This is a genomic window from Acetobacter sp., from assembly GCF_047723915.1.
Classification (GTDB): Bacteria; Pseudomonadota; Alphaproteobacteria; order Acetobacterales; family Acetobacteraceae; genus Acetobacter.
The window spans coordinates 83126-107072 of sequence record NZ_JBDOBQ010000009.1; the positions used below are offsets into that span (position 1 = coordinate 83126).

General features: G+C 61.7%; 20 protein-coding genes. 17 read left to right on the forward strand and 3 right to left on the reverse strand.

All coding sequences use genetic code 11. The annotated features are described in order from the left end of the window. Positions 1 to 64: 64 nt before the first annotated feature. Genes ABF990_RS07270 through ABF990_RS07310 form a run of 9 tightly spaced genes read left to right on the forward strand, consistent with a single transcriptional unit; the run spans position 65 to position 11135 of the window. Entirely contained in the window at positions 65 to 2410 is a 2346-nt protein-coding gene (locus tag ABF990_RS07270) for a TonB-dependent receptor (protein ID WP_415490384.1), read from the forward strand. A 15-nt stretch (positions 2411 to 2425) separates the two neighbouring features. After that, on the forward strand, positions 2426 to 3394 hold the full coding sequence (locus ABF990_RS07275) for a LysR family transcriptional regulator (protein WP_415490383.1): 969 nt from the start codon (positions 2426 to 2428) through the stop codon (positions 3392 to 3394). Further along, positions 3381 to 4838, forward strand: coding sequence for an NAD(P)-binding domain-containing protein (locus tag ABF990_RS07280; RefSeq protein ID WP_415490382.1), 1458 nt, complete (start codon positions 3381 to 3383; stop codon positions 4836 to 4838). The genes ABF990_RS07275 and ABF990_RS07280 overlap by 14 nt, the downstream gene beginning before the upstream one ends. Next, entirely contained in the window at positions 4835 to 5839 is a 1005-nt protein-coding gene (locus ABF990_RS07285) for a membrane dipeptidase (protein WP_415490381.1), read from the forward strand. Before ABF990_RS07280 ends, ABF990_RS07285 begins: the two co-directional genes overlap by 4 nt. Continuing rightward, the gene (locus ABF990_RS07290) at positions 5836 to 6897 is read left to right on the forward strand and encodes an extracellular solute-binding protein (RefSeq protein WP_415490380.1); all 1062 of its coding nucleotides are present in this window, start codon (positions 5836 to 5838) and stop codon (positions 6895 to 6897) included. The genes ABF990_RS07285 and ABF990_RS07290 overlap by 4 nt, the downstream gene beginning before the upstream one ends. Then, complete coding sequence (locus tag ABF990_RS07295) at positions 6890 to 7966, forward strand: ABC transporter ATP-binding protein (protein WP_415490379.1); 1077 nt, start codon at positions 6890 to 6892, stop codon at positions 7964 to 7966. Before ABF990_RS07290 ends, ABF990_RS07295 begins: the two co-directional genes overlap by 8 nt. After that, complete coding sequence (locus ABF990_RS07300; protein ID WP_415490378.1) at positions 7963 to 8829, forward strand: ABC transporter permease; 867 nt, start codon at positions 7963 to 7965, stop codon at positions 8827 to 8829. Before ABF990_RS07295 ends, ABF990_RS07300 begins: the two co-directional genes overlap by 4 nt. Further along, positions 8826 to 9620 (forward strand): ABC transporter permease, encoded by a 795-nt coding sequence (locus tag ABF990_RS07305; RefSeq protein ID WP_415490377.1) that lies wholly within the window; start codon positions 8826 to 8828, stop codon positions 9618 to 9620. Before ABF990_RS07300 ends, ABF990_RS07305 begins: the two co-directional genes overlap by 4 nt. Before the next feature lie 21 nt (positions 9621 to 9641). Next, positions 9642 to 11135 (forward strand): carboxylesterase/lipase family protein, encoded by a 1494-nt coding sequence (locus ABF990_RS07310; protein ID WP_415500268.1) that lies wholly within the window; start codon positions 9642 to 9644, stop codon positions 11133 to 11135. Positions 11136 to 11244: 109 nt separating this feature from the next. Here ABF990_RS07310 and ABF990_RS07315 read toward each other — a convergent pair whose 3' ends face one another. Together ABF990_RS07315 and ABF990_RS07320 are read right to left on the reverse strand one after the other, a co-directional pair. Then, positions 11245 to 11577 carry a DUF6525 family protein gene (locus tag ABF990_RS07315; RefSeq protein WP_415490375.1) on the reverse strand — a complete coding sequence of 111 codons (333 nt, stop codon included), beginning with the start codon at positions 11575 to 11577 and terminating at the stop codon, positions 11245 to 11247. Next, on the reverse strand, positions 11570 to 12805 hold the full coding sequence (locus ABF990_RS07320; RefSeq protein WP_415490373.1) for a GTP-binding protein: 1236 nt from the start codon (positions 12803 to 12805) through the stop codon (positions 11570 to 11572). The genes ABF990_RS07315 and ABF990_RS07320 overlap by 8 nt, the downstream gene beginning before the upstream one ends. Before the next feature lie 67 nt (positions 12806 to 12872). On the opposite strand from ABF990_RS07320, the gene ABF990_RS07325 reads away from it, so the two are divergent. From ABF990_RS07325 to ABF990_RS07340, 4 genes are all read left to right on the forward strand, one after another. Then, complete coding sequence (locus ABF990_RS07325) at positions 12873 to 13484, forward strand: DUF1826 domain-containing protein (RefSeq protein ID WP_415500267.1); 612 nt, start codon at positions 12873 to 12875, stop codon at positions 13482 to 13484. 423 nt (positions 13485 to 13907) lie between these two features. Continuing rightward, positions 13908 to 14723, forward strand: coding sequence for an ImuA family protein (locus ABF990_RS07330; protein ID WP_415500266.1), 816 nt, complete (start codon positions 13908 to 13910; stop codon positions 14721 to 14723). Between the two features lie 10 nt (positions 14724 to 14733). Beyond that, positions 14734 to 16173 (forward strand): DUF6504 family protein, encoded by a 1440-nt coding sequence (locus ABF990_RS07335; RefSeq protein WP_415490451.1) that lies wholly within the window; start codon positions 14734 to 14736, stop codon positions 16171 to 16173. Continuing rightward, positions 16170 to 19331: an error-prone DNA polymerase gene (locus tag ABF990_RS07340; protein WP_415500265.1), complete on the forward strand. Its 3162-nt coding sequence runs from the start codon at positions 16170 to 16172 to the stop codon at positions 19329 to 19331. The genes ABF990_RS07335 and ABF990_RS07340 overlap by 4 nt, the downstream gene beginning before the upstream one ends. A gap of 227 nt (positions 19332 to 19558) precedes the next feature. Here ABF990_RS07340 and ABF990_RS07345 read toward each other — a convergent pair whose 3' ends face one another. Further along, entirely contained in the window at positions 19559 to 20239 is a 681-nt protein-coding gene (locus ABF990_RS07345) for a flavin reductase family protein (protein ID WP_415490366.1), read from the reverse strand. A 112-nt stretch (positions 20240 to 20351) separates the two neighbouring features. Between ABF990_RS07345 and ABF990_RS07350 the strand changes: the two genes are divergently transcribed. From ABF990_RS07350 to pcaF, 4 genes are all read left to right on the forward strand, one after another. After that, positions 20352 to 21137: an IclR family transcriptional regulator C-terminal domain-containing protein gene (locus ABF990_RS07350; RefSeq protein ID WP_415490365.1), complete on the forward strand. Its 786-nt coding sequence runs from the start codon at positions 20352 to 20354 to the stop codon at positions 21135 to 21137. 165 nt (positions 21138 to 21302) lie between these two features. After that, the gene (locus ABF990_RS07355) at positions 21303 to 22007 is read left to right on the forward strand and encodes a 3-oxoacid CoA-transferase subunit A (RefSeq protein ID WP_415490364.1); all 705 of its coding nucleotides are present in this window, start codon (positions 21303 to 21305) and stop codon (positions 22005 to 22007) included. Next, complete coding sequence (locus ABF990_RS07360) at positions 22004 to 22666, forward strand: 3-oxoacid CoA-transferase subunit B (protein ID WP_415490362.1); 663 nt, start codon at positions 22004 to 22006, stop codon at positions 22664 to 22666. Before ABF990_RS07355 ends, ABF990_RS07360 begins: the two co-directional genes overlap by 4 nt. After that, positions 22659 to 23864 (forward strand): 3-oxoadipyl-CoA thiolase, encoded by a 1206-nt coding sequence (gene pcaF, locus ABF990_RS07365; protein ID WP_415490361.1) that lies wholly within the window; start codon positions 22659 to 22661, stop codon positions 23862 to 23864. Before ABF990_RS07360 ends, pcaF begins: the two co-directional genes overlap by 8 nt. Positions 23865 to 23947: the final 83 nt, after the last annotated feature.

Genomic DNA, 23947 nt, shown 5'->3' on the forward strand with positions numbered 1-23947 from the left:
TCCCGCCATGGTTTTCGTTGTCGCGAAAATACGTTTCATACCGGTTGCGTTTGTCCTCACCTGCATGAGTTCGACAGCGCTGGCGACCACGACACCGACGAAAAAGCCCGTAACGAACAAGGTCGCCCTGCCCGCCCCGCGCTCAGCCTCAGCCTCAGCCGTCAAGAAGGTGCATTCCGGCCCGGTCAGCGCCCGCCAGAGAGAAGAGCTGGATGTCGTGTCGACCCGTGCGCCGGACGGGGTCGGCAACACCACGCCCGGCGGCGGGCTGTTGCCTGTGCAGACAACGCCACACCTGCAAAGCGGCGTAACGCGCGATTTCATTGCCAAACAGGCACAGACCTCCAACGCGCTGAGCCTTCTGCAGATGTCTCCCGGTGCGGTCGTCGGCAGTGCCGACCCCCTTGGGCTGTCGGATCATGCCGGGATCAGCGTGCGGGGTATGGATGTCAGCGAACTTGGGCTTGTGTTCGAAGGCATGCCGGCGGGCGATCCCATTTATGGTATCGCCGATACTGCCGAATGGGCAGATACGGAAAACATCTCCCGTATTGACCTGACACAGGGCAGCAGTGACATTGCAACACCGTCTTACAGTGCTGTAGGCGGACAGATCTCGGCCGAACTTCGGAACCCGTCAAGCAAACGTGGGGGTTTTCTGGAACTGAGCGGCGGATCGCATGCCACGAACAAGGATTTCCTGCGCTTCGACACCGGGGAACTGGGGCATTCGGGCGTATATGCTTTTGTTTCCGGGTCTTACACCCGCAATAACAACTGGCGCGGCCCCGGCACGAACCGCCGCTACCATGTGGATGCCAAGCTGACCAAGAGCTGGGGCGAAGGAAGCCATACCGCTGCCGTGTTTACGTGGAACACAGTCGATGAATCGCCCACGCGGTACCTCTCCCTGGCCCAGTGGCAGCAATATGGCCGTTCCTATAACTATGCGGGACAGTACAAGCCCGGCGCCACCGACTATTACCGCCAATTCCAGTACGATCGCACATCGGTCATGATCAGCGCACCCACGCATTTCAAGCTGACGAACAGCCTGAGCGCCGATATCACACCGTATTATCAGTGGATGAGCGGCTCCGTTCCCAGCGCCACGACACTGACCCCGGGCAAGATCTATTATGGAGATCAGTCTGCCGGAACGATTGATTTCCCCACCGTCTACAATGGCAAGGCGGCAGTTGCGGCCATAGCGGGTTCCAACAGCTACAATGCGGGCTTCACGGGTAATCTTGCCCTGCACACAGGTATCAATACGCTGCGCCTTGGCTACTGGTATGGCAATCTGAACAAGAACTCCCTGTACGACTACGCCCCCGTCAGCAGTACCGGCAACATTATGGACGGAACCATCCACACCCAGTCCGGAGCCGTGCTTGCGACGAAGAATTTCCACCTGATGCAGCAGGTCAATGGCTTTTATATCGAAGATACACTCTCGCTGCTGGATCACCGTCTTGATATCACCGGTGGTTTCAAGGAAGTTCTGATGTCCCGGTCCGGCACAAACAATATTCCCGGAGCGACGTATCGCTGGTCCACCAACACAGCCACGCCGTTGCCGCGCATGTCTGTCAGTTATAAAATCACGCCGCAGGATACGGTGTTCTTCAATGCATCGACCGGGTTCCATGCGCCCGCGTCCGACGTGCCCTATTATGACGCGTTCAACATGTCCACCGGCAAGCTGGCCACCCGCGGCCGCACAGACCTGAAGAACGAATACGCAATCAGCGAGGAGCTGGGTTTCAGGCATACCGGGTTGGTCAACGTTTCCGTCGGCCTGTTCAACTACAACTTTACAAACCGCCAGGTATCCAGCTCGGTTTACGTCGACGGCGCCCTGACCACCAACTTCATCAACGCAGGGGGGCAGACCACGCGCGGTGCGCAGGCAGAAGTCGCATTAAGGCCATGGCACCATTTCAGCCCCTATGTTTCGGGTCAGTATCTGCATGCCACACTCGACAACAACATCGCGGTCGGGAACGATTACCTGCCGACCAAAGGCAAGACAGCGATCATGAGCCCCAAGTTCACGGCATCGATCGGTGTATCCTACGATGACGGACGTTTTTTCGGAAATGTCTACTTCAACTATGTCGATTCCCAATATTCGACCTTCATGAACGACGAAAGCATTCCGGCTTACAAGACTGCCAACGTCACGCTTGGCTATCGCATGAAATCGATCGGATTCCTGCATAGTCCGCAGATCATGGTCAACCTGATCAATGTGGGAGACAGCAATTACCTGTCTGGTATTTATTCGGCAAAAACCAATACCAAGACAACCCGGGGCATCTATGGTACATCCATCGCAGGGAGCGCGCCGACCTACTACCTTGGCGGTGGATTTGCGACTGTTGTTGGAATTAGCACAGGCTTTTGATCTCTCATGCTCACAATGCGGCAAATCGAGGCGTTCCACGCTGTCGTATCCATCGGCAGCATGACAGGGGCTGCAAAATATCTTGAAAGAACGCAGTCCGCTGTCAGCCGCCTGATCCTGGAACTGGAACAGGCCACGGGCCTGACGCTGTTCCAGCGTTCGGGCACGCGTATCCGAGCGACCGAAGATGCCATGCTGCTTTACGAGGAAGTCCGGCGCTCGTTTATCGGCCTGCGTTCCATAGAGGACAAGGTGCGCGAAATTGCCAGCGGCGTGGGCCGCAGGCGGATTACGGTCGGGGCAACGCCCGCCCTTGCAAGCGGGATCGTGCCACGGGCCATAGCCCGCATGGATGACGACATCACAACCACCCTGACAGCCATGACGTCGGAAAGCGTGTGCCATGCGGTGGCTGATGGGGGAATTGACCTCGGGCTGGCCACGCTGCCCCTGGAACACGAAAACGTGCATCTGCACTGGATCGGGGAAGCGCCCTGCGTGGCTGTTCTGTCCGAGCACGATGCGTTGGCGGGAGAAGCCATTATCTCGCTCAAGCACCTGTATAACCGCCAGGTTCTGACGGTGGCCAATCCTTTCCGGCTGAGGGGGGTGGTTGACGTTGCATTGAAGGCCAGCGGCGTCAGCACCCATGCTAGGCTTGAAACCAACACGTCCCTGACCGCAGTTCTGGCCGCACGGGAAAATCTGGGCATCGCCCTGGTGGAGCCTGTTACGGCTTACGGCATTCCCGTGCAGGGCACCGTGGTACGGCCGCTGGCCGAAATCATACCCTGGGTATGGAGTGTGCTGACACCTGTTTTCAGGCCCCTGAACACCGAGGTCGAACGTCTGATCGAAAGTATCGGCGGCCTTGCGGAAGATCTGATCCCGGGCTTTAACCGGCATCCGCCCGAAGATCTGGAAAAACTTCAAAAGCGACTGTTCAGAGCAGGCGCGGAGGACAAGGCTCTTGGCGCACGGTAATGGCCTGGCAAGGCTGGAAGAGCGGCTGAAACGGGAAATGGAAGACCTGAATCTTCCCGCCCGCCCCTGGGTTTGCCGCAAAAGCAACGAAACCAGACCAGATTACGACGTGATCGTCATTGGCGGTGGCATGCTTGGGCTGTCCGCTACCGCGGCATTGCTGTTTCAGGGCGTGACATCCGTAATCTGCCTCGACCGTGCGGAACAGGGGCGTGAAGGTCCGTGGCTGAATTACGCCCGCATGCGCACCCTGCGCACCCCCAAAACCGCCGTAGGGCCAGCACTCGGCGTTCCTGCCCTGACATTCCGCGCATGGTTCAGCGCGCAATATGGGACCGATGCCTGGAACGAACTGGATAAAATTCCAACACCGCTCTGGATGGCGTATCTGTGCTGGTATCGCAAGGTTCTGGCTTTGCCGGTGCGCAACCAGACGAACGTGACGGATATCGCCTTTTGTGACAATGGGTTGATAGCGGTCTCGACCATGGGGGGTGCCGCTCCGCTGACCGCGCGCCGCGTCGTGATCGCAACCGGAATTGACGGGCTGGGCCAGCCAGCCCTGCCGCCAGTAGCTGGCAAAATTTCCCGCCGGTTTTATGCGCATTCGTCAGACATGGTGAATTTCGAAGCCCTTCAGGGCAAGCGGGTTGGCGTGGTGGGAGCCGGAGCCTCCGCCATGGACAATGCTGCAACCGCGCTGGAGGCGGGGGCCAGCAGGGTTGATCTGTTTGTCAGGCGCGCACACCTGCCGGATATCGACAAATTCAGCGGCATCAGCCATGAGGGCCTGATTGTCGGCTACGTAACGCTGCCCGATGAGATCAAGTGGAAAATCATGCGTTCGGGCTACGACTTTCCGGTTCCCGCCCCACGCGAGAGCGTTCTGCGTGTTTTCCGCCATGCCAATGCCCATATGCGTCTGGGCAGCCCGATTGTGGATGCGCGCGAGAATGCCGACGGGCTGACAGTAAGCACCCCCCATGACGAGGTGGAACTGGATTACCTTATTTTTGCAACCGGCTTTGCCTGCGCGCTGGACAAAAGGCCCGAACTGCACAGGATCGCCCCTCTGGTGCGCCTGTGGCGGGACAGCTTTACCCCCGCAACCGGGGAAGACTGCGCCGGGCTTGCTGCACTCCCCGACCTCGCGGACGATTTTTCATTCAGGGCTAAAAACCCCGAACATGCGGCTGAGCTTTCCCGTGTTTACGCATTCAGTTTCGACGCGACACTCAGCCATGGCAAACTGACCAGCGGTGCCCCCGGACTGACCGAGGCGGCCCAGCGCCTGGCCCGTGGCATTGTCTCGTCCCTGTTGCGGGAAGATGCAAAATTCGTCCTGCAACAGTTCCACGATTACAGTCGCTCCGAACTGCTGGGCAACGAATGGTCGCCCGAACAGGTCGTAACGACCGCCAACACAAAGGAGGCAACGCCATGACACGCGACGCGCAAACGCTTTACAGCAACAGCCTGGTGATAGACGGCCTGCAGACCTGCGCATGGAGCCGGCCTGTTTTCGAGGAAATGCGCGCCGCTGGGCTGACCGTGGTGAATGCTGCGTCCCTCCTGTGGGAAAACTTCAGCGAAGGCATGGCGTATATCCGCACATGGGAGCAGCTTTTCGCGGACAATGCCGATCTGATCATGCCGATCCGCAATGTGGGCGATATTGAAACGGCCAAACGCACCGGACGGACAGGTATCAGCATTGGCTGGCAGAATACCTCGCCCCTGGAAGACAGGCTGGACTATATCCGCCTGTTCAAGCTGCTGGGCGTCAACATCATGCAGTTGACCTATAACACGCAGAATTACTCCGGCGCCGGCTATCTGGAACTGCGCGACAGCGGGCTGACAGGTTTCGGGCGTGAGGTCATTGCTGAAATGAACCGCCAGGGCGTGCTGTGCGACCTCAGCCATGTGGGTGACCTTACGGCAGCCGAGGTCATTGCCCACTCGCGCAAGCCGGTCTGCATTTCCCATGTGCTGCCGCGCGCGCTGCACGATGTCAAACGCAACAAACCCGACGATCTGTTCAAGGCCTGCGCGGCCAAAGGCGGCGTGATCGGTCTCAGCCTGTTCGCACCGGGCCTGAAGGCCGGGAACGATGCCACGATAGAAGACTATCTGGACGCCATGGCCCATGTTCTGGACCTTGTGGGGGAAGACCACGTCGCTATCGGCACCGACTTCAGCACGGGGCACCCGCGGCCTGGCCCGTGGCAGGTCTGGGCGAACCGTGACAAGGGCTATGCCCGGCAACTGACCAATTTTGCCCAGACGGTTATCCGCAAACCGGCGGGTATCGCAACGATCGCCGAAACACCCAACCTTGTTCCGGCCATGCTCCGCCGGGGCTGGCCGGAAACACGGATTACAAAAATTCTCGGGGAAAACTGGCTCCGTATTTTCCGCGAGACATGGACGGCTGAAACATGACTGCGCCGCCACTGCTGGACCGGCGCGGTTTTCTGCTCGGGGGTACTGCGGCTGGCGTCACGCTTGCCGCCAGCACCCGCGCGGACACCATGACCGTGCTGACGGTCGCGGGTTTCGCGGGGCCGTTCCAGAGTATTTTCCGCTCGGTTGTCATGGATACGTTCGAGCGCAGGCGGCCTGATGTCAGGGTCGTTTACAGACCGGTCATGAATTCCGCCCAGATGCTGGCCATGCTGCGGCTGGAACGCCAAGCCCCGCAGATAGACGTGGCCATTACCGATATTTCGATCTCGTTTCTGGCGACCGCGGAAAACCTGCTGGCGCCGCTGGCCGAGCAGGCCATACCCGCTCTTGCGGCACTTCCTGCGTGGGCGCGGCCCGAGGGCATGCACGGCGTTGCGTTTTCCACCGATAACCTGACCCTTTTATACGATACCCGCGCCCTGACACCGCCCCCGACAAGTTGGCTCGATCTGGCCAACCCGGATCTGGCCGATCAGATCTGCCTTCCTGTGGAAGACACGAGGGGCGTCGTGCTCCTGCCCTTGCTGACCCGTATGCAAGGGGGCGACTACCGGCAGAGCATAGAACCCGGTCTGGCGCTGATGCGCCGGTTCGCCCCCCTGGTCGCGACATGGAACGCCCAGCCCGACCTGTACACCCTTTTACTGGCCGGAACCGTGGCACTGGGCGTTGGCTGGAACGGCCGTGGGCGCATGATCGCGCAGGCCAATCCGGGCACGCTGTCCGCGGTAATCCCGCGTGAGGGCAGTGTGGCGCAGATCAATACACTCAACCTGACCGCACATGCGCCTGCGGGCGATCTGGCCCAGGCGTTTATCGATCATGCCCTGTCAGCGGACGTTCAGGCGGCGTTTGCAGCCAAGGCGTATTATGGACCGGTGAACACCCATGTCGAGCTGCCCGACGCCCTGAAGCGTGCCATATCGGGGCCACCGGACGTGGCGGCCAACGCCATGCAGCTCGACTGGCGTTTTGTCAGCGCGCATTACAGTGAATGGGTACGCCGTATCCAGCGGGAGGTTATCAGTGGTTGATGCCGCATCCTACCTGACGATCCGGAACCTGCGCAAAACCTATCCCGGTTCAGCGGTGCCGGCGGTGGCGGACGCCACACTGACGCTCGAACGCGGGCGCATGCTCACACTTCTGGGGCCATCGGGCTGTGGCAAGACCACCTTGCTGCGGATGCTCGCCGGGCTGACACTGCCGGAGTCAGGACTGATACTGGTCGGTGGCCGCTCCATGATCGGTGTGCCGCTGCATAAACGCAACATGGGCATGGTGTTTCAGTCCTACGCCCTGTTCCCGCATCTGGATGTCGCGCGCAATATCGCATTCGGACTGGAGGTGCGAGGGCTGAACGATGCGGCCCGCCGCAAACGCGTGGGCGACATGATAGACCTCATGCATCTGGGCGGGCTGGAACGCAGACGCGTTGCCGATCTGTCAGGCGGGCAAAGGCAACGTGTCGCCCTGGCCCGGGCTCTCGCCATCGAGCCCGATATTCTCTTGCTGGACGAACCTCTGGCCAATCTGGATGTCAAGCTGCGGAGCATCATGCGCGATGAAATCCGCACCCTGCAACGCCGTCTTGGCATGACCTCGGTCTTCGTGACACACGATCAGGAGGAAGCCCTGTCGATCGCGGATGTCGTGGCCGTCATGTCTGGCGGCCATATCCGCCAGATCGGAACACCAGTCGAGATTTACGACCGCCCTGCCAGCCGTTTTGTCGCATCCTTTGTCGGGCGCGGCAATTTTCTGCCCGCACGCTACATCCACCCTGGCAGCGCCGATGTGGACGGTCTGGGCCGCATACCCGTTCCAGACGACATCCCCCCCTGGGATGGCGTCGGCACCCTGTTTGTACGCCCCCACCATATCCGCCTTGGCGCGGCACAGGCCGAAACCTGCACATGCACCGCAAATGTGGAGGATATCGTCTACGCGGGGGACCGCTACCTTATCGCGGCAAAGGCCGGCCAGCATCGCCTGTGCGTGGAACAGGCCGCTCCCCTGCCTGCGGGAATAAGCATCGGGCAGGACGTGTCCCTTTCCTGGCTGCCAAGGGACATGCGCCTTGTCGCAGAGGACAGGGCATGAGCGGGAGCATGCAGGCACAGCCCCGCTGGCTGCGCGGGCTTCTGCTTGCGCCGGGTCTGCTGGCACTGGCCGTAACCTTCATACTGCCGCTGATATGGCTGGGCCGGATATCGGTTCTGCCCAGAAGCGGTGACGGTGCGACCCTTCCCGGTTTTACACTGCAAGCCTACCAGCACGTGCTTGGTGACGGGTTCTACTGGTGGGTGCTCTGGAAAACTGTCTGGCTCGGGGTTCTGACGGCAGCGCTTGCCGTGCCCATGGCTTTTCCCATCGCACTCTTCCTGGCCCGCACGACAACACGCTGGCGCGGGGTTCTGGCGGCTCTGGCGATAGCACCGCTGCTGACATCCACGGTGATCCGCACCTATGGCTGGATGGTCATTCTGGGGCGGCATGGCATGATCAACGACATGCTGCTGTGGTCCGGACTGCTGGCCATGCCTGTCAGGCTTGATAACGGCACACTGGCAACGGTTATCGCACTGACCGAAATCCTGATGCCTTATGCCATCATATCGATCCTGAGCAATCTGGGTCGGCTGGATACGGAAATCGAACAGGCCGCCGCCCTGCTGGGGGCACCTCCCCTACAGGTGTTCCGCCGCGTCGTCCTGCCCCTGGTTCTGCCGGGGCTGATGACTGCGGCATTGCTGGTTTTTGTCCTTGCTGTCAGTTCCCTTGTCACACCACAGCTCATGGGCGGAGGGCGGGTCTTTGTACTTGCCACCGAAATTTTCAATGAAACGACGGTTACCCTGAACTGGCAGGCCGCCGGAGCCCTCTCCATTCTGCTGCTGGTTCTGTTCGGCGGGGTCATTACCGTCTACCAGCGCATTCTCAGTCGTATGGAGGAGCGGTTTTGAAACGCTCTGTCGGCCTGCTGTGCTGGAGGGGGCTGATTGTCGCCCTTTATGCGTTTCTGCTCGCCCCGCTCGTGGTTGTGCTGGTTGTCTCGTTCGACACCAGACCCTACCTGCGTTTCCCGCCCGAACACCTGTCTTTGGGATCTTACGCAGCTGTTCTGCACAATACCGCGTTCCTGCATGCGGGGCTGCTCAGCCTCCTCGTCGGAGGGGCGGCGGCGGCAGTGTCTCTCGCTGTGGGTACCGGGGCGGCCTTTGCATTGGGTGGCAGGTCTTTTCCCGGTCGGGCTGCCGTGCAGGCCCTGCTTTTTTCCCCCATGGTGGTGCCCCATATCGTGCTCGCGGTCGGGCTGATGATGACATTGCAGCCGCTCGGTCTGCTGGATACCCTTAGCGGTCTGGTTATCGCGCATGTCGGCATTACCCTGCCCTATGTCGTGCGGATCGTGCTGTCCGGACTGAAAGGCCTGGACCCCGCCTGCGAAGAAGCCGCCCGCCTGCATGGTGCCACACCCTGGCAGGCATTCTGGCGTGTGACACTGCCCGGCTTACGCATGACACTGGTTGCGGCCGGGCTGATCGCCTTCCTGTTCTCGTTTGACGAGGCGGTCATCGTTCTGTTCATCGCGGGGCACCGGGCCACGACTTTGCCGCTTGCCATCTACCATTATATCCAGTTCAGGACAGATCCGCAGGTCGCGGCCCTGTCCGTTCTGGTTGTCCTGGCCAGCATGATCCCGGTGGTCATCATCGAGCGCGGCATAAACATTCGTCGCGCGCTGGCAGGATAGAACGGGAGCAATTCGGGACACATGGCTGACATAACACATGCGCGCACGCAGTATGGCCTTCTGGAAGGGCGTGTGGTCGACGGGGTTCATGCTTTTCTGGGCGTTCCCTATGCCGCGTCCCTGCGTCCTGGCAGGCGTTTCGCCCTGCCACAGGAACCAGAATCCTGGCATGGTATCCGCCCCGCCCTGACACATGGGCCTGTGTGCCCGCAACGCCCCACCTACGGGCCGGTGGGGCATGGCGCCACATCCGCGCTGAATGCGGGAGAAGACTGTCTGACGCTGAATATCCGCACGCACGACATGCAGGGCAAGGCACCTGTACTTGTCTGGGTGCATGGGGGTGGATATGCCCTTGGTTCGGCAAACGAAACCGTTCTCCAGAGCGGTGCTTTCGCGGCCAGCGGCATTGTGGAAGTCACGCTGAACTACAGACTGGGGGCCCTGGGTTTTCTGCATCTGGACGATGCGCCGGATAATCGCGGGCTGCTCGATATCATCCGTGCGCTACAGTGGGTGCGTGACAATATTGCCGGTTTCGGGGGCGACCCTGCACGCGTAACCCTTGCCGGCCGGTCGGCTGGCGGCTTTGCCGTGGCAACCCTTATGGCCATGCCGGAGGCCCGCGGGCTTTTTTCCCGCGCCCTGATACAGTCCGGCGCGACACCTGCTGTCCTGCCGGTGCACTGCGCCCAACGCACGACAGAACGGTTCCTGTCCTGCCTGGGGGCCAGGGCCTCCGCGCTGGAGACGACGGATATCACGCATATCCTGAACGCCCAAAAGCAGATATGCGATGAATCCTATAACAGCCATGACTGGCAACGCGACGGTTCCGTCACGGTCGTTGGCATTCCCTTTCAGCCCGTTATCGACCCGCACACCCTGCCCTGCCACCCCGAGCAGGCGGCAACGCAGGGCCGCGTGGCACCCGTGCCAGTCATGATCGGCACAACATCGGCTGAATATCTGACGCATTCACGCATGCACCCGCACCTTGACTATCAGGATCTTGTCCCTTTGCTGGACCCGCGCGTACGCCCCCTGGGAACAAGCGGAAAAACCATGGTCGAACGCTACCGACAGGCATTGCCCGAGCACAGCCCCACAGGACTGTGGCGCGCCATAGCCGGCGACCTGGTGTTTCAAAACCCCACGACACGCTATGCGTCTTTGCTTTGCCAGACCCAGCCGGTCTACAAATATCTGTACGGAGATATCCTGCCGGATGAAACGGGTGCCGCGCACGGCGCAGAACTGGCCGAGGTCTGGTGGCGCGAAGGCCTGCGCGTTCAGAACCTTCCCCAACGCTATCACGGACTGAACGCCGTTTCTGCACGGCAGGTACATGAGATATGGCGCAGCTTCATTGCCGATCCGGCACCCACCCTGCCACACGGGGCGCATTGGTCACCTTACACACGCGCTGAACGGACTGTTCTGTCCATTTCGGGCGATGTCATCGGACAGAATGCAGACCCTTTTGCGACCAGGGAAGACCTGTGGCACCCCTGACCTTCCGCTTTGCAACAAACAGCAAACGCGCCCAAAGTGCTGCGGGATCGGAGCCTCCCCCAACGCCGCATGCTGACAGCGCCTGTTCCGGGCCGCGTCTGCTGTCGTATTATCTCAAGACCGCCACGCATGCAGCCTCATGCGGCAGAACGGCACGGTAGGCTTCGGTATAGCGCGACGCAAAAGCGGCCCGTTCCAGTCGTTCGCAGTAATCGAGATACCGGATCAGGGCCCGTTCCGCACGGGGGGTGCGTCCGTAAAGCCGTTTGTAATGCTGCCAGAGGATCATGACATTGACCGACCACGCGTCGTACGCATGTTCCGCCACACGTTTGCGGATTGCAGCAGGCAGGGCATCGAACGCGGCCCAGTCATCCCCCGTATAGCGGCGCCACATCTCATGGCGCAGCGTACGCTCATTATCGTTGCGCGCTTCAGGCATTTTCCGGCACCACATCGCTCCCCCAGGCAGGGAACGGGTCAGGCAGATGTGCAAACAGCAGCGGGTCGAACCGCTCCATATCCAGTTCCGGCACAAGGCAGGCCGTCAAGGCTGCACGTATAGCGGCCTCATCCATATCAGACGTGCCGATAAACACGATTTCCTGCCGGCGGTCCCCGTAGACCGGGTTCCATTTCGACAGGATCAGATCCCGCCATTCGTCACTGTCCGGCCAGTGTTCCCGAGGGATCGTCACCCACCAGCGCCCGAGCGCCTGCGTGCGGACCAGTGCCCCCGCCTGCCCCAGTTCTCCCACCCATTGCGGGCGTGTCGCCAGCCAGAAATGCCCCTTGGCCCGCACCACACCCGGCCACATGCTGTCGATGAACGCCTTGAACCGTTCGGGAATCAGCGGCCTTTGCGCCCGCCAGACAAAACTGCGAATCCCGTATTCCTCAGTTTCGGGAACATGGCTGTTAAATTCAAAAAGCTCTTTGTACCAAAGCGGATGTTTTTGTGCCCGGTCATGATCGAACAGATGCGTATCCAGAATTCTGTGGCACGGTACGGCCCCCATATCCGCCTCAATCACATCCGCATCGGCATTCAGTGCCAGAATGATATGCCGCACCGCCTCACGCTGTTCTGGCGTTGCGGCAGAAACCTTGTTCAAAACGACAACATCTGCAAATTCAATCTGTTCGACCAGCAGGTCCACCAGTGCGCGATCATCTTCCTCGCCCGCCGTTTCTCCCCTGTCGCGGAGAAAATCCGTGGAGCTGTAATCCTTCAACAGATTGACCGCATCCACCACCGTTACCATGGTGTCCAGACGCGCTATGTCGGAAAGGCTCTGCCCGGCTTCGTCCCGGAATTCGAATGTCGCGGCAACCGGCAGCGGTTCCGCGATCCCGGTCGATTCTATAAGCAGGTAATCGAACCGTCCTTCCGCCGCGAGGCGTCGCACTTCGTGCAGAAGATCATCTCGCAAGGTGCAGCAGATGCAGCCATTGCTCATCTCGACAAGCGCTTCGTTCGTGCGTGAAAGATCGCTTCCGCTCCGCACCAGATCGGCATCGATATTCACGTCGCTCATGTCATTGACGATCACCGCGACCCTACGGCCCTCGCGATTGTTCAGCACGTGGTTGAGGAGCGTCGTCTTTCCAGCGCCCAGAAAGCCGGAAAGCACGGTGACCGGCAGTTTTTCAGCCATGACAGATACCATTCAATCGGTTGCGACCGGCGCAGCTTACATGTTATATTATAACATAACAATAGCTATGGAGCCCGAAATGAGACAGGCCTGCCCGACCCGCCAGCTTTTCGCTGCCCCTCCGCCGTTTCATACAATCCGCAACCCCGCCTGCTCCATGGTTCAGGAACCACGGCAGTTGAACGAGGATCTCCGCAAAGCCGCAGCGCTGTGGACCGCACAGGGCCCCAGGCTGTTCCTAAAGCGCGGAAGCACCGAAATCCTTGAAACCGAACTCATCGCACTCATGCCTGCGGGGGCACAGGCACTCATTCATGACATGCTCGCTCTCGCGCACCGTTATCAGGCCCTGTCAGACACGCGCGAAATCCGCTTCCGTCTGGAAAAGATCAATCATGACAGTTGTTGCCGTTTCCATGTCGACACTGTTCCCCTGCGCCTTCTGTGCACCTACACAGGTCCCGGCGTTCAGTGGAAACACAACGACAGCGAGACCGTCCATGAAACACCGGAAGGCTGGCTCACTCTTCTCAAGGGTCGACTTTACCCCGGCTGGTCGGCGGACACATCCGTCCTCCATCGCTCCCCACCCCTGTCCGGTCATGCAAAGCCCCTTACACGCCTTCTGCTGACCCTTGATCATCCCGATGCGTGTGGCATGAACCGGCGCGCCCCCATGATGGACACATAATGTTTTACATGATTGTGCGGCCCCATAAGTTTCAGCAGGCATAAAGCCGCTCATGGCTATCTGCGCATGCCCCGTTCTGTTCCGGTTTGTGAACCCGGCCGTCAGGGGGACATCCTTCCCATACCGGCGCGTGTTCCTATTTCGTTCTCGATCATTGCAAACACCCCCATAAGCCGGGCCAAACCCCGGCCCTGACTGAAGACTGCCTATGCCGCGCCTTGGGTCGCGCAACAGGCAAGGCCATGGTCCGGCGAATACCGCACAGGCGCCAGAAGGCGCCGTCACCAACAGTCCCGGCTGGCGACACATTCAACCTTTATGCCTGGAATGATCCGCCTTGCATTGGCCTGCGTACTATAATAAGAACAAATCAAGAACATATACCGTGAAAGCAAGCCGGACAAGGTGTGACAGACCCGTGATATGACAGCCCGACCCAAGACAAAGCCCGGCCTGGAAACGCTGCGTGCCGCAATCGGCCGTCTTGAGGGGCACGGCAGCCGCAGACATGTGACATTGCCCTTTGGTGTGCCGGAAATAGACCAGAAACTTCCCGGCGGGGGGCTTGCCCTTGGCGCCCTGCACGAAGTGGCGGGGGGCGGTCATGATGCCCTGAACGCCAGCGCCGCGGCACATTTTGCAGCAGGCATTGCCGCACGCACGAAGGGCCAGGTGCTGTGGATCGTCATGGTGGCCGATCTGTTCGCGCCCGCGCTACAGCAGGCCGGGCTTGCCGCCTCCCGGGTGCTCTTTGTGCAAGCCCGCACCGACCGCGAAGCGCTGGCCTGTTTCGAGGAAGGGCTGCGTCATGGCGGCCCGGGCGCTGTGGTGGCCGAGGTCGGACGGCTGGGCATGACCGCCTCGCGCCGGTTGCAGCTCGCGGCCGAAAGCGGGGGCGGGATCGGCCTGCTGCTCCGGCGCTGGCGGCGGCAGGCCGATATGGTGGATTTTGCCCAACCAACGGCCAGCACGACACGCTGGCGAGTTTCACTGCTGCCATCGGCTCCACTGCCGGTGCCGGGGGTGGGTCATGGCCGATGGCGGCTGGAACTGCTGCGCGCCCGTTCGGGCGAAAATGCCGCTTTCGAAGTGGAGGTGCAAAATGGACGGGCAGAACTGCGGATTGCCGGGGCACCCGGGCAGCCAGCGACCGGCACGGCGGATCACGTCGATCTGGCTGCCGCTATGGGCCACCGACCGGCTGCGCCGCGCACTGGGCGACGCAGCACCGCCGCCTGAAGCACCGCTGGTGCTTGCCGGCCGCGAAGGCAGCCGCCGTGTGGTGCTGGCTGCCGACCGCGCCGCGCGCAGAACCGGGCTTGCGGTCGGCATGCCGGTGGCGAAGGCACAGGCTCTTCTGCCCGGCCTGACTGTCATGCCCGCCCGGCAGGATGAAGATCGCGCAGCCCTCGTGCGTCTGGCACTCTGGCTGCAACAGCGCGTGACACCCATTGCCGCCACCGACGGGGCCGACGGGCTGGTTCTGGACACCACAGGGGCCGACCATCTTCTGGGTGGCGAGCCGATGATGCTGCGCGATATTGCCCGCCGCCTGAAAGGTGCCGGCATTACGGCACGGACAGCCGTAGCCGATACGCTGGGGGCGGCCCACGCCATGACACGCACCTCAGTTGGTGCCGCAGTCATTGTCCCGCCCGGCGAACAGGCCATGGCCCTGGCGGACCTGCCCGTTGCGGCCCTCCGCCTGCCGGCTGAAATCGTGGCCGGCCTGACCGATCTGGGCCTGACCCGGATACGCGCCCTTGCCAGCGCCCCGCGCGCACCGCTGGTGCTGCGTTTTGGCGACATACTCACCCGCAGGCTGGATCAGGCCTATGGCCGGGTGGACGAACCCATTCAGCCGGTTCGGCCGGTCGATCCCGTCACGGTGTCGCGCAGTTTTGCCGAACCCATTGCCGCCGCCGAAACCATTGCGCGTTATATCGGCAAGCTGGTGCTCCCGCTCTGTGCCGGGCTGGAAGAACGCGGTCTGGGGGCCCGGCGGCTGGACCTGCTGCTGCACCGGGTGGATAGCGCCATACAGGCGGTCCGTGTGGCGCTGGCCCGCCCAACCCGCGACCCCGGACATCTGCAACGTCTCCTGTCCGAACGGATCGAGACCATTGATCCGGGTTTTGGCATCGAGCGTATGGAACTGACCGCGGTGCTGGCCGAACCGCTGGAACAGCGCCAGCAGATATCATCCCTGATCGACGCGCCGGAGGCCGACCTGTCCGGACTGGTCGATACGCTGGCCAACCGGCTGGGGCACAAGGCGCTTTACCGCGTGGTTCCGGTGGAAAGCGACGTGCCCGAACGCTCGGTGCGGCGTGTGCCGCCTCTGGCTCCTGTCGGCAATGCGACATGGCCGGAAAAATGGCCCGAAAGCTGGCCCCGCCCCACCCGGCTGCTGCCGCACCCGGAACCGATCGAGACCATGGCCATGCTGCCCGATCACCCACCGGTATTCTTCGTCTGGCGGGGTGTTCGCCACAAGGTGCAATGCGCCGACGGGCCGGAGCGCGTGTTCGGGGAATGGTGGCGGGACGATGCCGAACTGGCGACGGCACGCGATTATTTCCGTGTCGAGAACACATCGGGCGAACGGTTCTGGATTTATCGTGCCGGAGATGGAGAACATGGAGAAACAGGGTCGCAGCGCTGGTTCCTGCACGGGCTGTTCGCATGACTGCCACAGTACGCCGCTACGCCGAACTCCAGGTCACGACCCACTTCTCCTTCCTGCGCGGCGCGTCCTCGCCGGATGAACTGTTCAGGCGTGCGAAATCGCTTGGTATCGCAGCCCTTGGCGTCACGGACCGCAATACGCTGGCTGGCTTGGTGCAGGCCCATCTTGCCGCCAGGGAATACGGTGTCCGGCTGGTGGTGGGCTGCCGCCTCGATCTGGAGGACGCCCCCCCCATCCTGCTCTACCCGACGGACCGGGCAGCCTATGGCCGGCTGTGCCGCCTGCTGTCGCTTGGCAAGGCCCGGGCCGGAAAAGGCAGGTGCAGCCTGTTCTGGCGCGATCTTGTGGACTGGCATGAAGGGCAGCTTGCCGTGCTGGTACCCGATAGCGCGGATGAGGATTGTGCCGCGCACCTGCGGCGGCTGCACGCGACATTCGGCGATCGGGCCTATATGGCGCTGACCCTGCGCCGCCGCCCCAACGACCAGATGCGACTTTACGAACTGGCCGATCTGGCACACCGGCAAGGCGTAAAGACCGTCGTAACCAACGATGTGCTGTTCGACATTCATGATCGCCGCATCCTGCAGGATGTCGTCACCTGCGTGCGACACAACACAACCATCGATCAGGCCGGCTTTGCCCGCGAACGGCATGCTGATCGCTACCTGAAACCACCAGCCGAAATGGCGCGACTGTTTTCACGCGCCCCCGAGGCGATAGACCGAACTCTGGAAATAACCGAACGCTGCGGCTTTTCGCTGGACGACCTTGCCTATCAATACCCCGACGAGATCGAAACACCCGGTCAGACTCCGCAACAGGCGCTGGAAGCGCTGACCTGGCAAGGCGCGCACGACACCTATGACGGCGCTGTTCCACCTGGTGTGGCAACAGTCCTGCACCACGAACTCGCCCTGATCGGGCGCCTGGAGTACGCGCCCTATTTCCTTACGGTCCACTCTATCGTGCGCGAGGCGCGGCGGCGTGACATTCTCTGCCAGGGGCGTGGTTCGGCCGCCAACAGTGCCGTGTGTTTCGTGCTCGGCATCACCGCCATAGATCCCGCGCGCACCACGCTGCTGTTCGAGCGGTTCATTTCCGAAGAGCGGCGTGAACCCCCTGATATCGACGTCGACTTCGAACATGACCGCCGCGAAGAGATCATTCAATGGGTGTACGACCATTACGGGCGGGAACGTGCCGCGCTGACCGCCGTTGTCATCCGCTATCGGGCCAAGGCCGCACTCCGTGATGTGGGGCGTGTCATGGGGCTGCCAGAAGACGTGATCGGCCTGTTGTCCAGACAGATCTGGGGCTGGTCGCGCGAGGTGGACCCCGACACATTCGCTCAAACCGGGATCGACCTGACCGACCGGCGTATCCGCTTGACGCTCGAACTGGCCCGCAGCCTGATCGGGGTGCCACGCCACCTGTCCCAGCATCCCGGGGGTTTTGTGCTGACACGCGACCGGCTGGATGAACTGGTGCCGATCGAGCCCGCCGCCATGGATCGTCGCCAGATCATCGAATGGGACAAGGACGATATCGACGCCCTGAAATTCATGAAAGTCGACGTTCTGGCGCTGGGAATGCTGACCTGCATGAAAAAGGGGATCGATCTGCTGGCAGCCCACAAGGGGCAGCATGTCACGCTCCAGACCATTCCGGCGGAAGACCCGCGCACCTACGCCATGATCAGCCGCGCGGATACGATCGGCGTTTTCCAGATCGAATCCCGCGCCCAGATGTCCATGCTGCCGCGCCTCAAGCCCCGGACCTATTACGATCTGGTCATCGAGGTCGCAATCGTGCGCCCCGGCCCGATCCAGGGCGACATGGTTCACCCCTATCTGCGGCGACGGGAAAAGCTGGAAGAGCCGGACTACCCCACTCCGGAACTGGAAAAAGTGCTTGAACGCACGCTCGGCGTGCCGCTGTTTCAGGAACAGGTCATGCAGGTAGCCATGGTCTGCGCCGACTTTACCGCCGCCGAGGCCGATGGGCTACGCCGGGCCATGGCCACTTTCAAGAACACCGGCACAGTCTCGAAATTCCAGACCCGACTGCTCGAGGGCATGACACGCAAAGGCTACCCGGAGGACTTCGCCCAGCGTATCTACCGGCAGCTTGAAGGCTTTGGCAGCTATGGTTTTCCCGAAAGCCATGCGGCGTCCTTCGCCATTCTTGCCTACACGTCAAGCTGGCTGAAATGCCACCATCCCGATGTGTTTCTGGTTTCGCTGCTCAATTCCCAGCCCATGGGGTTTTACGCTCCCGCCCAGCTTGTGCGCGACGCGCAGGCCCATGGGGTTGAGATCCGTCCGGTCTGTATCAACGCCTCACGATGGGACAGCACACTGGACGGAACAGGTGACGGGAACAGCCACCTTCCGGTACGGCTGGGCATGAGCATGGTCAAGGGACTGGCCAATGCCCATGCCGCAGCGATTGTCGCGGCCCGTGGCGAACGCCCCTTCACCTCGATCGACGATCTGTGGCGCAGGGCCGGTGTCCCACAGGAGGCGCTGGTGCGACTGGCCGAGGCCGATGCGTTTTTCGCGTCTCTCGGGCTGGCACGGCGTGAGGCGCTATGGGCGATCAAGGGGCTGCATGATACGCCACTCCCGCTTTTTGCCGCGGCGGATGAAGCGCATGAGGTCGACGAACCTGCCCTGACACTCGCCCCCATGACCGACGGGGCGGAAGTCGTGCGGGATTACAACCATATCGGGCTCAGCCTGCGAGCTCATCCCGTATCGTTTCTGCGGCATGACCTCGATGGGCGGAGCATCGTTCCCTGCGGTGTTGCAATGGCCCTGCGTGATGGCAGACGCGCCCAGGCAGCCGGATTGGTGCTGGTACGCCAGCGCCCCGGATCGGGAAAAGGCGTGTGTTTCATCACGCTGGAGGACGAGACCGGCATTGCCAACCTGGTGATCTGGCCGGATATTTTCGAGAAATACCGCCCCATTATCATGTCGGCCGGGATGATCGCCGCCAAAGGCCGCATCCAGCGCGAAGGCGACGTTGTGCATCTGGTGGCCCTGGAACTGACAGACCTGTCAGACCTGCTGAAACAGGTCTCCAGCCGGGGGAACGCCGGGGTCATGGGAACCGCGCACGATCTCAGTTTCCATTCCCGGAACTTTCATTGAACAGGAGGTCGGTTTTCTTCAACCCGACAGAGCGGGGCTGGCCACCACGCGGCACAACAGCGGGCCGCATAATTTAACAATACCCTTCCCTGCACTTCATGTTTACCATAATTGTCACGCACAACCCCGATCACCCCGCCTGCGGTTCGGCCGCATCCCGCATGTTCGCACCTGAAAGGGTATTTTACCCGAACGGATCAGGACAATACGTAAGCACAGAGTCAGGTTCAGGCCCCGAGTAGCGCAGGCCCCAGTTGTTCGGCCATTGCCATGGCCGTTTCGACCGAGGGCGGGCGGTCGAGTTCGAACATGCTTTCAGGCGTAATCGTGCTGTACCAGCCGGCCCCTCCGGCCCGCAGAACCGGATGAGGGTTGCCCGTATGATAGACCCCGCCCGGCACAAGATCGCGCCGGATATGCACACACACGACCTCGCCCAGGGTCAGCCAGGTCGCCAGGTCATTGCCCGATGCCGCAGTCAGGCGCACGATCTGCGTCAGGCGGCATTCGAACTGCACGGGGCTTGCGGCAACTCTCGGGGGGCGCACCACGACTGACGCCGCCTTGGCCAGCCGCGCAATTTCGAATTCATCGACTTCAGGCGCGAACGTGGCCGAAGACATGTTCATGCGCTCCACCAGTGGTTGCGTCACCAGATTCCAGACGAACTCTCTCGTTTCATGAATATTGCGCACCGTATCCTTCCACCCGATGGAAGAAAAACCGATGATCGGCGGCCTGTAGTTGAAAGCGCTGAAAAAACTGTAGGGCGCAAGATTGTCGCAGCCATTAGCACCTGTCGTAGAAATCCAGCCAATGGGGCGCGGTGCGACAATGGCGTTGAACGGATCATGCGGCAGACCATGCCCCGTTTCGGGGCGGTAGGTATGATAGAGGTCTTCGGACACGGCTGGGTGCTCCTTTTTATCGCGAGCCTATCACGGCCCGGCAATAAACCAACCGCCAACATGCTTTCACAGCCTGCTTGGCAACGCGCAGGGCCCGTGCAACATAAGGGGCATGAGCGCGCCACGCCCCGTAACCGACCGTGATTATGTCGATGCCCTGGCGCGCGGTCTCGATATTCTCATGGCCTGTGCCACAGAACCCGCTGGACTGACGCTGGCGGAGGCCGCGCGCCGGACGGGCACCACGCGTGCGAGTGCGCGCCGTTCGCTCCTGACCCTTGTGGCCAAGGGCTACCTGATCACGGATGACCGTCTGTTCCGCCTGACGCCAAAAGTCCTGGCTCTTGCAGCCCCGCTGGCCGCCGCACCGATCATGCGCACGACACAACCGGTGCTGGACGACCTGAGCCGTCGCTTTGACGAAAGTTTCTCTCTCTCGACACTGATCGACTCCGACATCGTCTATCTTGCCCGGTCCGAGGCGCGCCGTATTGTCGCACTGAACCTGGGAGCAGGCTCCCGCCTGCCTGCGTGGTGCACGTCCATGGGACGCGTGCTGCTGGCCAACCTGCCTGACACCACGCGTGAAGCCCTTGTACCCGCCCAGTTGAAAGCCCGCACGCCCAAAACGCTGACAGACAGGGCCGCCCTTATGGCGGTTCTCGAGCGTGTTCAGGCCGATGGCTACTGCATTCTGGACGAAGAACTCGAACTGGGCCTGCGCTCTCTTGCCGTGCCGGTCACCCGCCCGGACGGAACGGTTGCGGCGGCCCTCAATATCGGCACGCAAAGCCAGCGCACCAGTGCCGCGACCCTGACCCAAACCATGCTGCCTGCCCTGCGCGAAGCCGCCTGCCTGCTCGCCCCCGCCTTTGGCGGCAACGGCCTGACTGGCTGAACGCCAGCCCTTTTCCACCCCCCGGATTACGTCACGCACCACCTCGCGCAAAAGCGATTGAGGGCGGGCGCTTTTTGTCTTGCGCAGCCCCCTCCGGTCCGGCTTATGTTCGTTAGGCGCATAGTAGTGCGCTAGTCGCACAAATGATCTAGCAAGGAGGGTGGAATGATCGACAAGCGCGTGCGTGACATCGCTGCGGCGCTGCACGGGATCAAGGACGGGTCAACCGTCATGGTCGGGGGGTTTGGCGCCGTCGGTCAGCCCGACGCGCTGATCGAGGGCCTGATCGAACAGGGAGCAAGGGATCTCGTCATCATCGCCAACAATGCGGGCAGCGGACGTGTCGGGCTGGCCCGCCTTATGGAAGCGGGGCGGGTGCGCAAGATCATCTGTTCGTTCCCCCGCTCGGCAGGTTCGGTGGTGTTCGAAGAGCTTTTCCGGGCGGGAAAGCTGGAACTGGAAATTGTGCCGCAGGGCACGCTGGCCGAACGCATCCGCGCGGCCGGGGCCGGTATTCCGGCTTTCTACACGCCAACCGGGGTCGGCACGAAAATTGCCGATGGCAAGGAAACACGCATTTTCGGCGACAAGACATACCTGCTCGAACGCTGGCTGCCCGCCGATGTCGCACTGATCGAAGCATGGCGCGCGGACAGGTGGGGCAACTGCGTTTACCGTGGCAGCGGCCGTAACTTCAACGCTGTCATGGCTACCGCGGCCCCCCTGACCATTGTGCAGACCTGTCACAGCGTCGAACTGGGGGACCTTGACCCCGAAAACATTGTCACACCCAGCATTTACGTCACCCGGGTTGTGCATGTTCCGCAGACCGCGGCCGTTCCGGCGGAACGGCAAGGAGAAAAACAATGAGCGAATTCAAACCGCTGACACGCCAGCAGATGGCCCAGCGCGTGGCCCGCGACATTCCCGAAGGCTGGTATTGCAACCTGGGCATTGGCATTCCCACCCTGATTGCCGACTACCTCCCCCCCGACCGCGAGATCGTCCTGCATTCGGAGAACGGGCTGCTCGGCATGGGGCCCGCCCCCACGCCAGAGACAGCCGACCCGTGGATGATCAATGCGGGCAAGCAGCATGTCACCCTGCTCAAAGGTGCGTCCCTTTTCCATCATGCCGACAGTTTTGCCATGATCCGGGGCGGCCATATCGATTTGTGCGTGCTCGGCGCGTTCGAAGTGGCCGAGAACGGTGATCTGGCGAACTGGGCGACCTCTGCGGCGGATGCCGCGCCGGCTGTGGGTGGCGCCATGGATCTGGCGGTAGGGGCCAGGAATATCTGGGTCGTGACCGAACACACGACCCGAGAGGGCGCGCCCAAACTGGTGGAACGCTGCTCCTACCCGCTGACAGCGCCCGGGGTGGTAACGCGCATCTATACAAACCTTGCCGTCATAGACGTGACACCGCAGGGGTTCGAAGTTGTCGAGATCGTGCCGGGGCTTGATTTCGACGGGCTTCAAAACCGCACGGGGGCACGGTTGCGGATGCTGGAGACCACCCATGGCTGACGCTTTCATCTGCGATTTCACGCGCACGCCCATAGGCCGCTTCGGCGGAGCGCTGAAAGACGTACGGGCCGACGACCTGGCGGCTCATCCGCTGCGGGCCCTGCGCGAACGCAATGCCCGTGTGGACTGGGACGCTCTGGATGACTGCTACATGGGCTGCGCCAACCAGGCGGGAGAAGACAATCGCGACGTTGCCCGCATGGCGGTACTGCTCGCGGGGTATCCGGTCGGAACAGCGGCATCCACCGTCAACCGTCTGTGCGGCTCCGGGCTGGATGCGCTTGGCACCGCCGCACGTATGATCCGCACAGGCGAAGGCGACCTGCTGCTGGCTGGCGGTGTGGAAAGCATGACCCGCGCCCCCTTTGTCATGGGCAAGGCGACAGAGGCCTTCAGCCGACAGGCCGAATTACAGGACACCACCATTGGCTGGCGCTTCGTCAATCCCGCCATGAAAGCGCAATGGGGGGTCGATACCATGCCTGAAACGGCCGAAAACGTGGCCGAACGGTACCAGATTTCGCGCAAGGATCAGGACCTGTTCGCCTACACGTCCCAGCAGCGGGCCAAACGCGCGCAGGAAGAGGGTGTTTTCGCAAGCGAGATCACACCCGTCACCATTCCCGCCAGAAAAGGCGAAATCACTGTCAGCCAGGACGAACACCCCCGCCCGGACACCACACTGGACGGTCTGGCAAAGCTGCGCGCACCGTTCAGGGCCGAAGGGGGCACCGTGACGGCGGGCAACGCATCGGGCGTCAACGACGGTGCGGCAGCCCTGCTCCTTGCCAGCGAGGCGGGTGTCCGCCGTCATCACCTCACTCCACGCGCACGGGTCATTGCCATGGCCACCGCCGGTGTCGAACCTGCGATCATGGGCATGGGGCCAGCGCCTGCCGTGCGTAAACTGCTGGAACGAACCGGCCTTGCGCTGGGTGATATCGACCTGATCGAACTGAACGAAGCCTTTGCCAGCCAGTCGCTTGCCGTTCTGCGCGCCTTGGGGCTTCCCGACAATGCGGCCCACGTCAACCCGCATGGCGGCGCCATTGCACTGGGGCACCCGCTTGGCATGTCGGGGGCTCGGCTGGCCCTGACCGCCGTCAATGCCCTGGAACGCCTTGGCCTGAAGCGCGCGATTGCCACAATGTGCATTGGCGTGGGCCAGGGCATTGCGCTGCTGCTAGAGCGCGTCTGACATTCACCATCCGCCTGCCCATGGTGTCACATCATCGATGCCTGGGAACCGATACCGCAAAAAAAGGTTGCAACCGCAAAGCG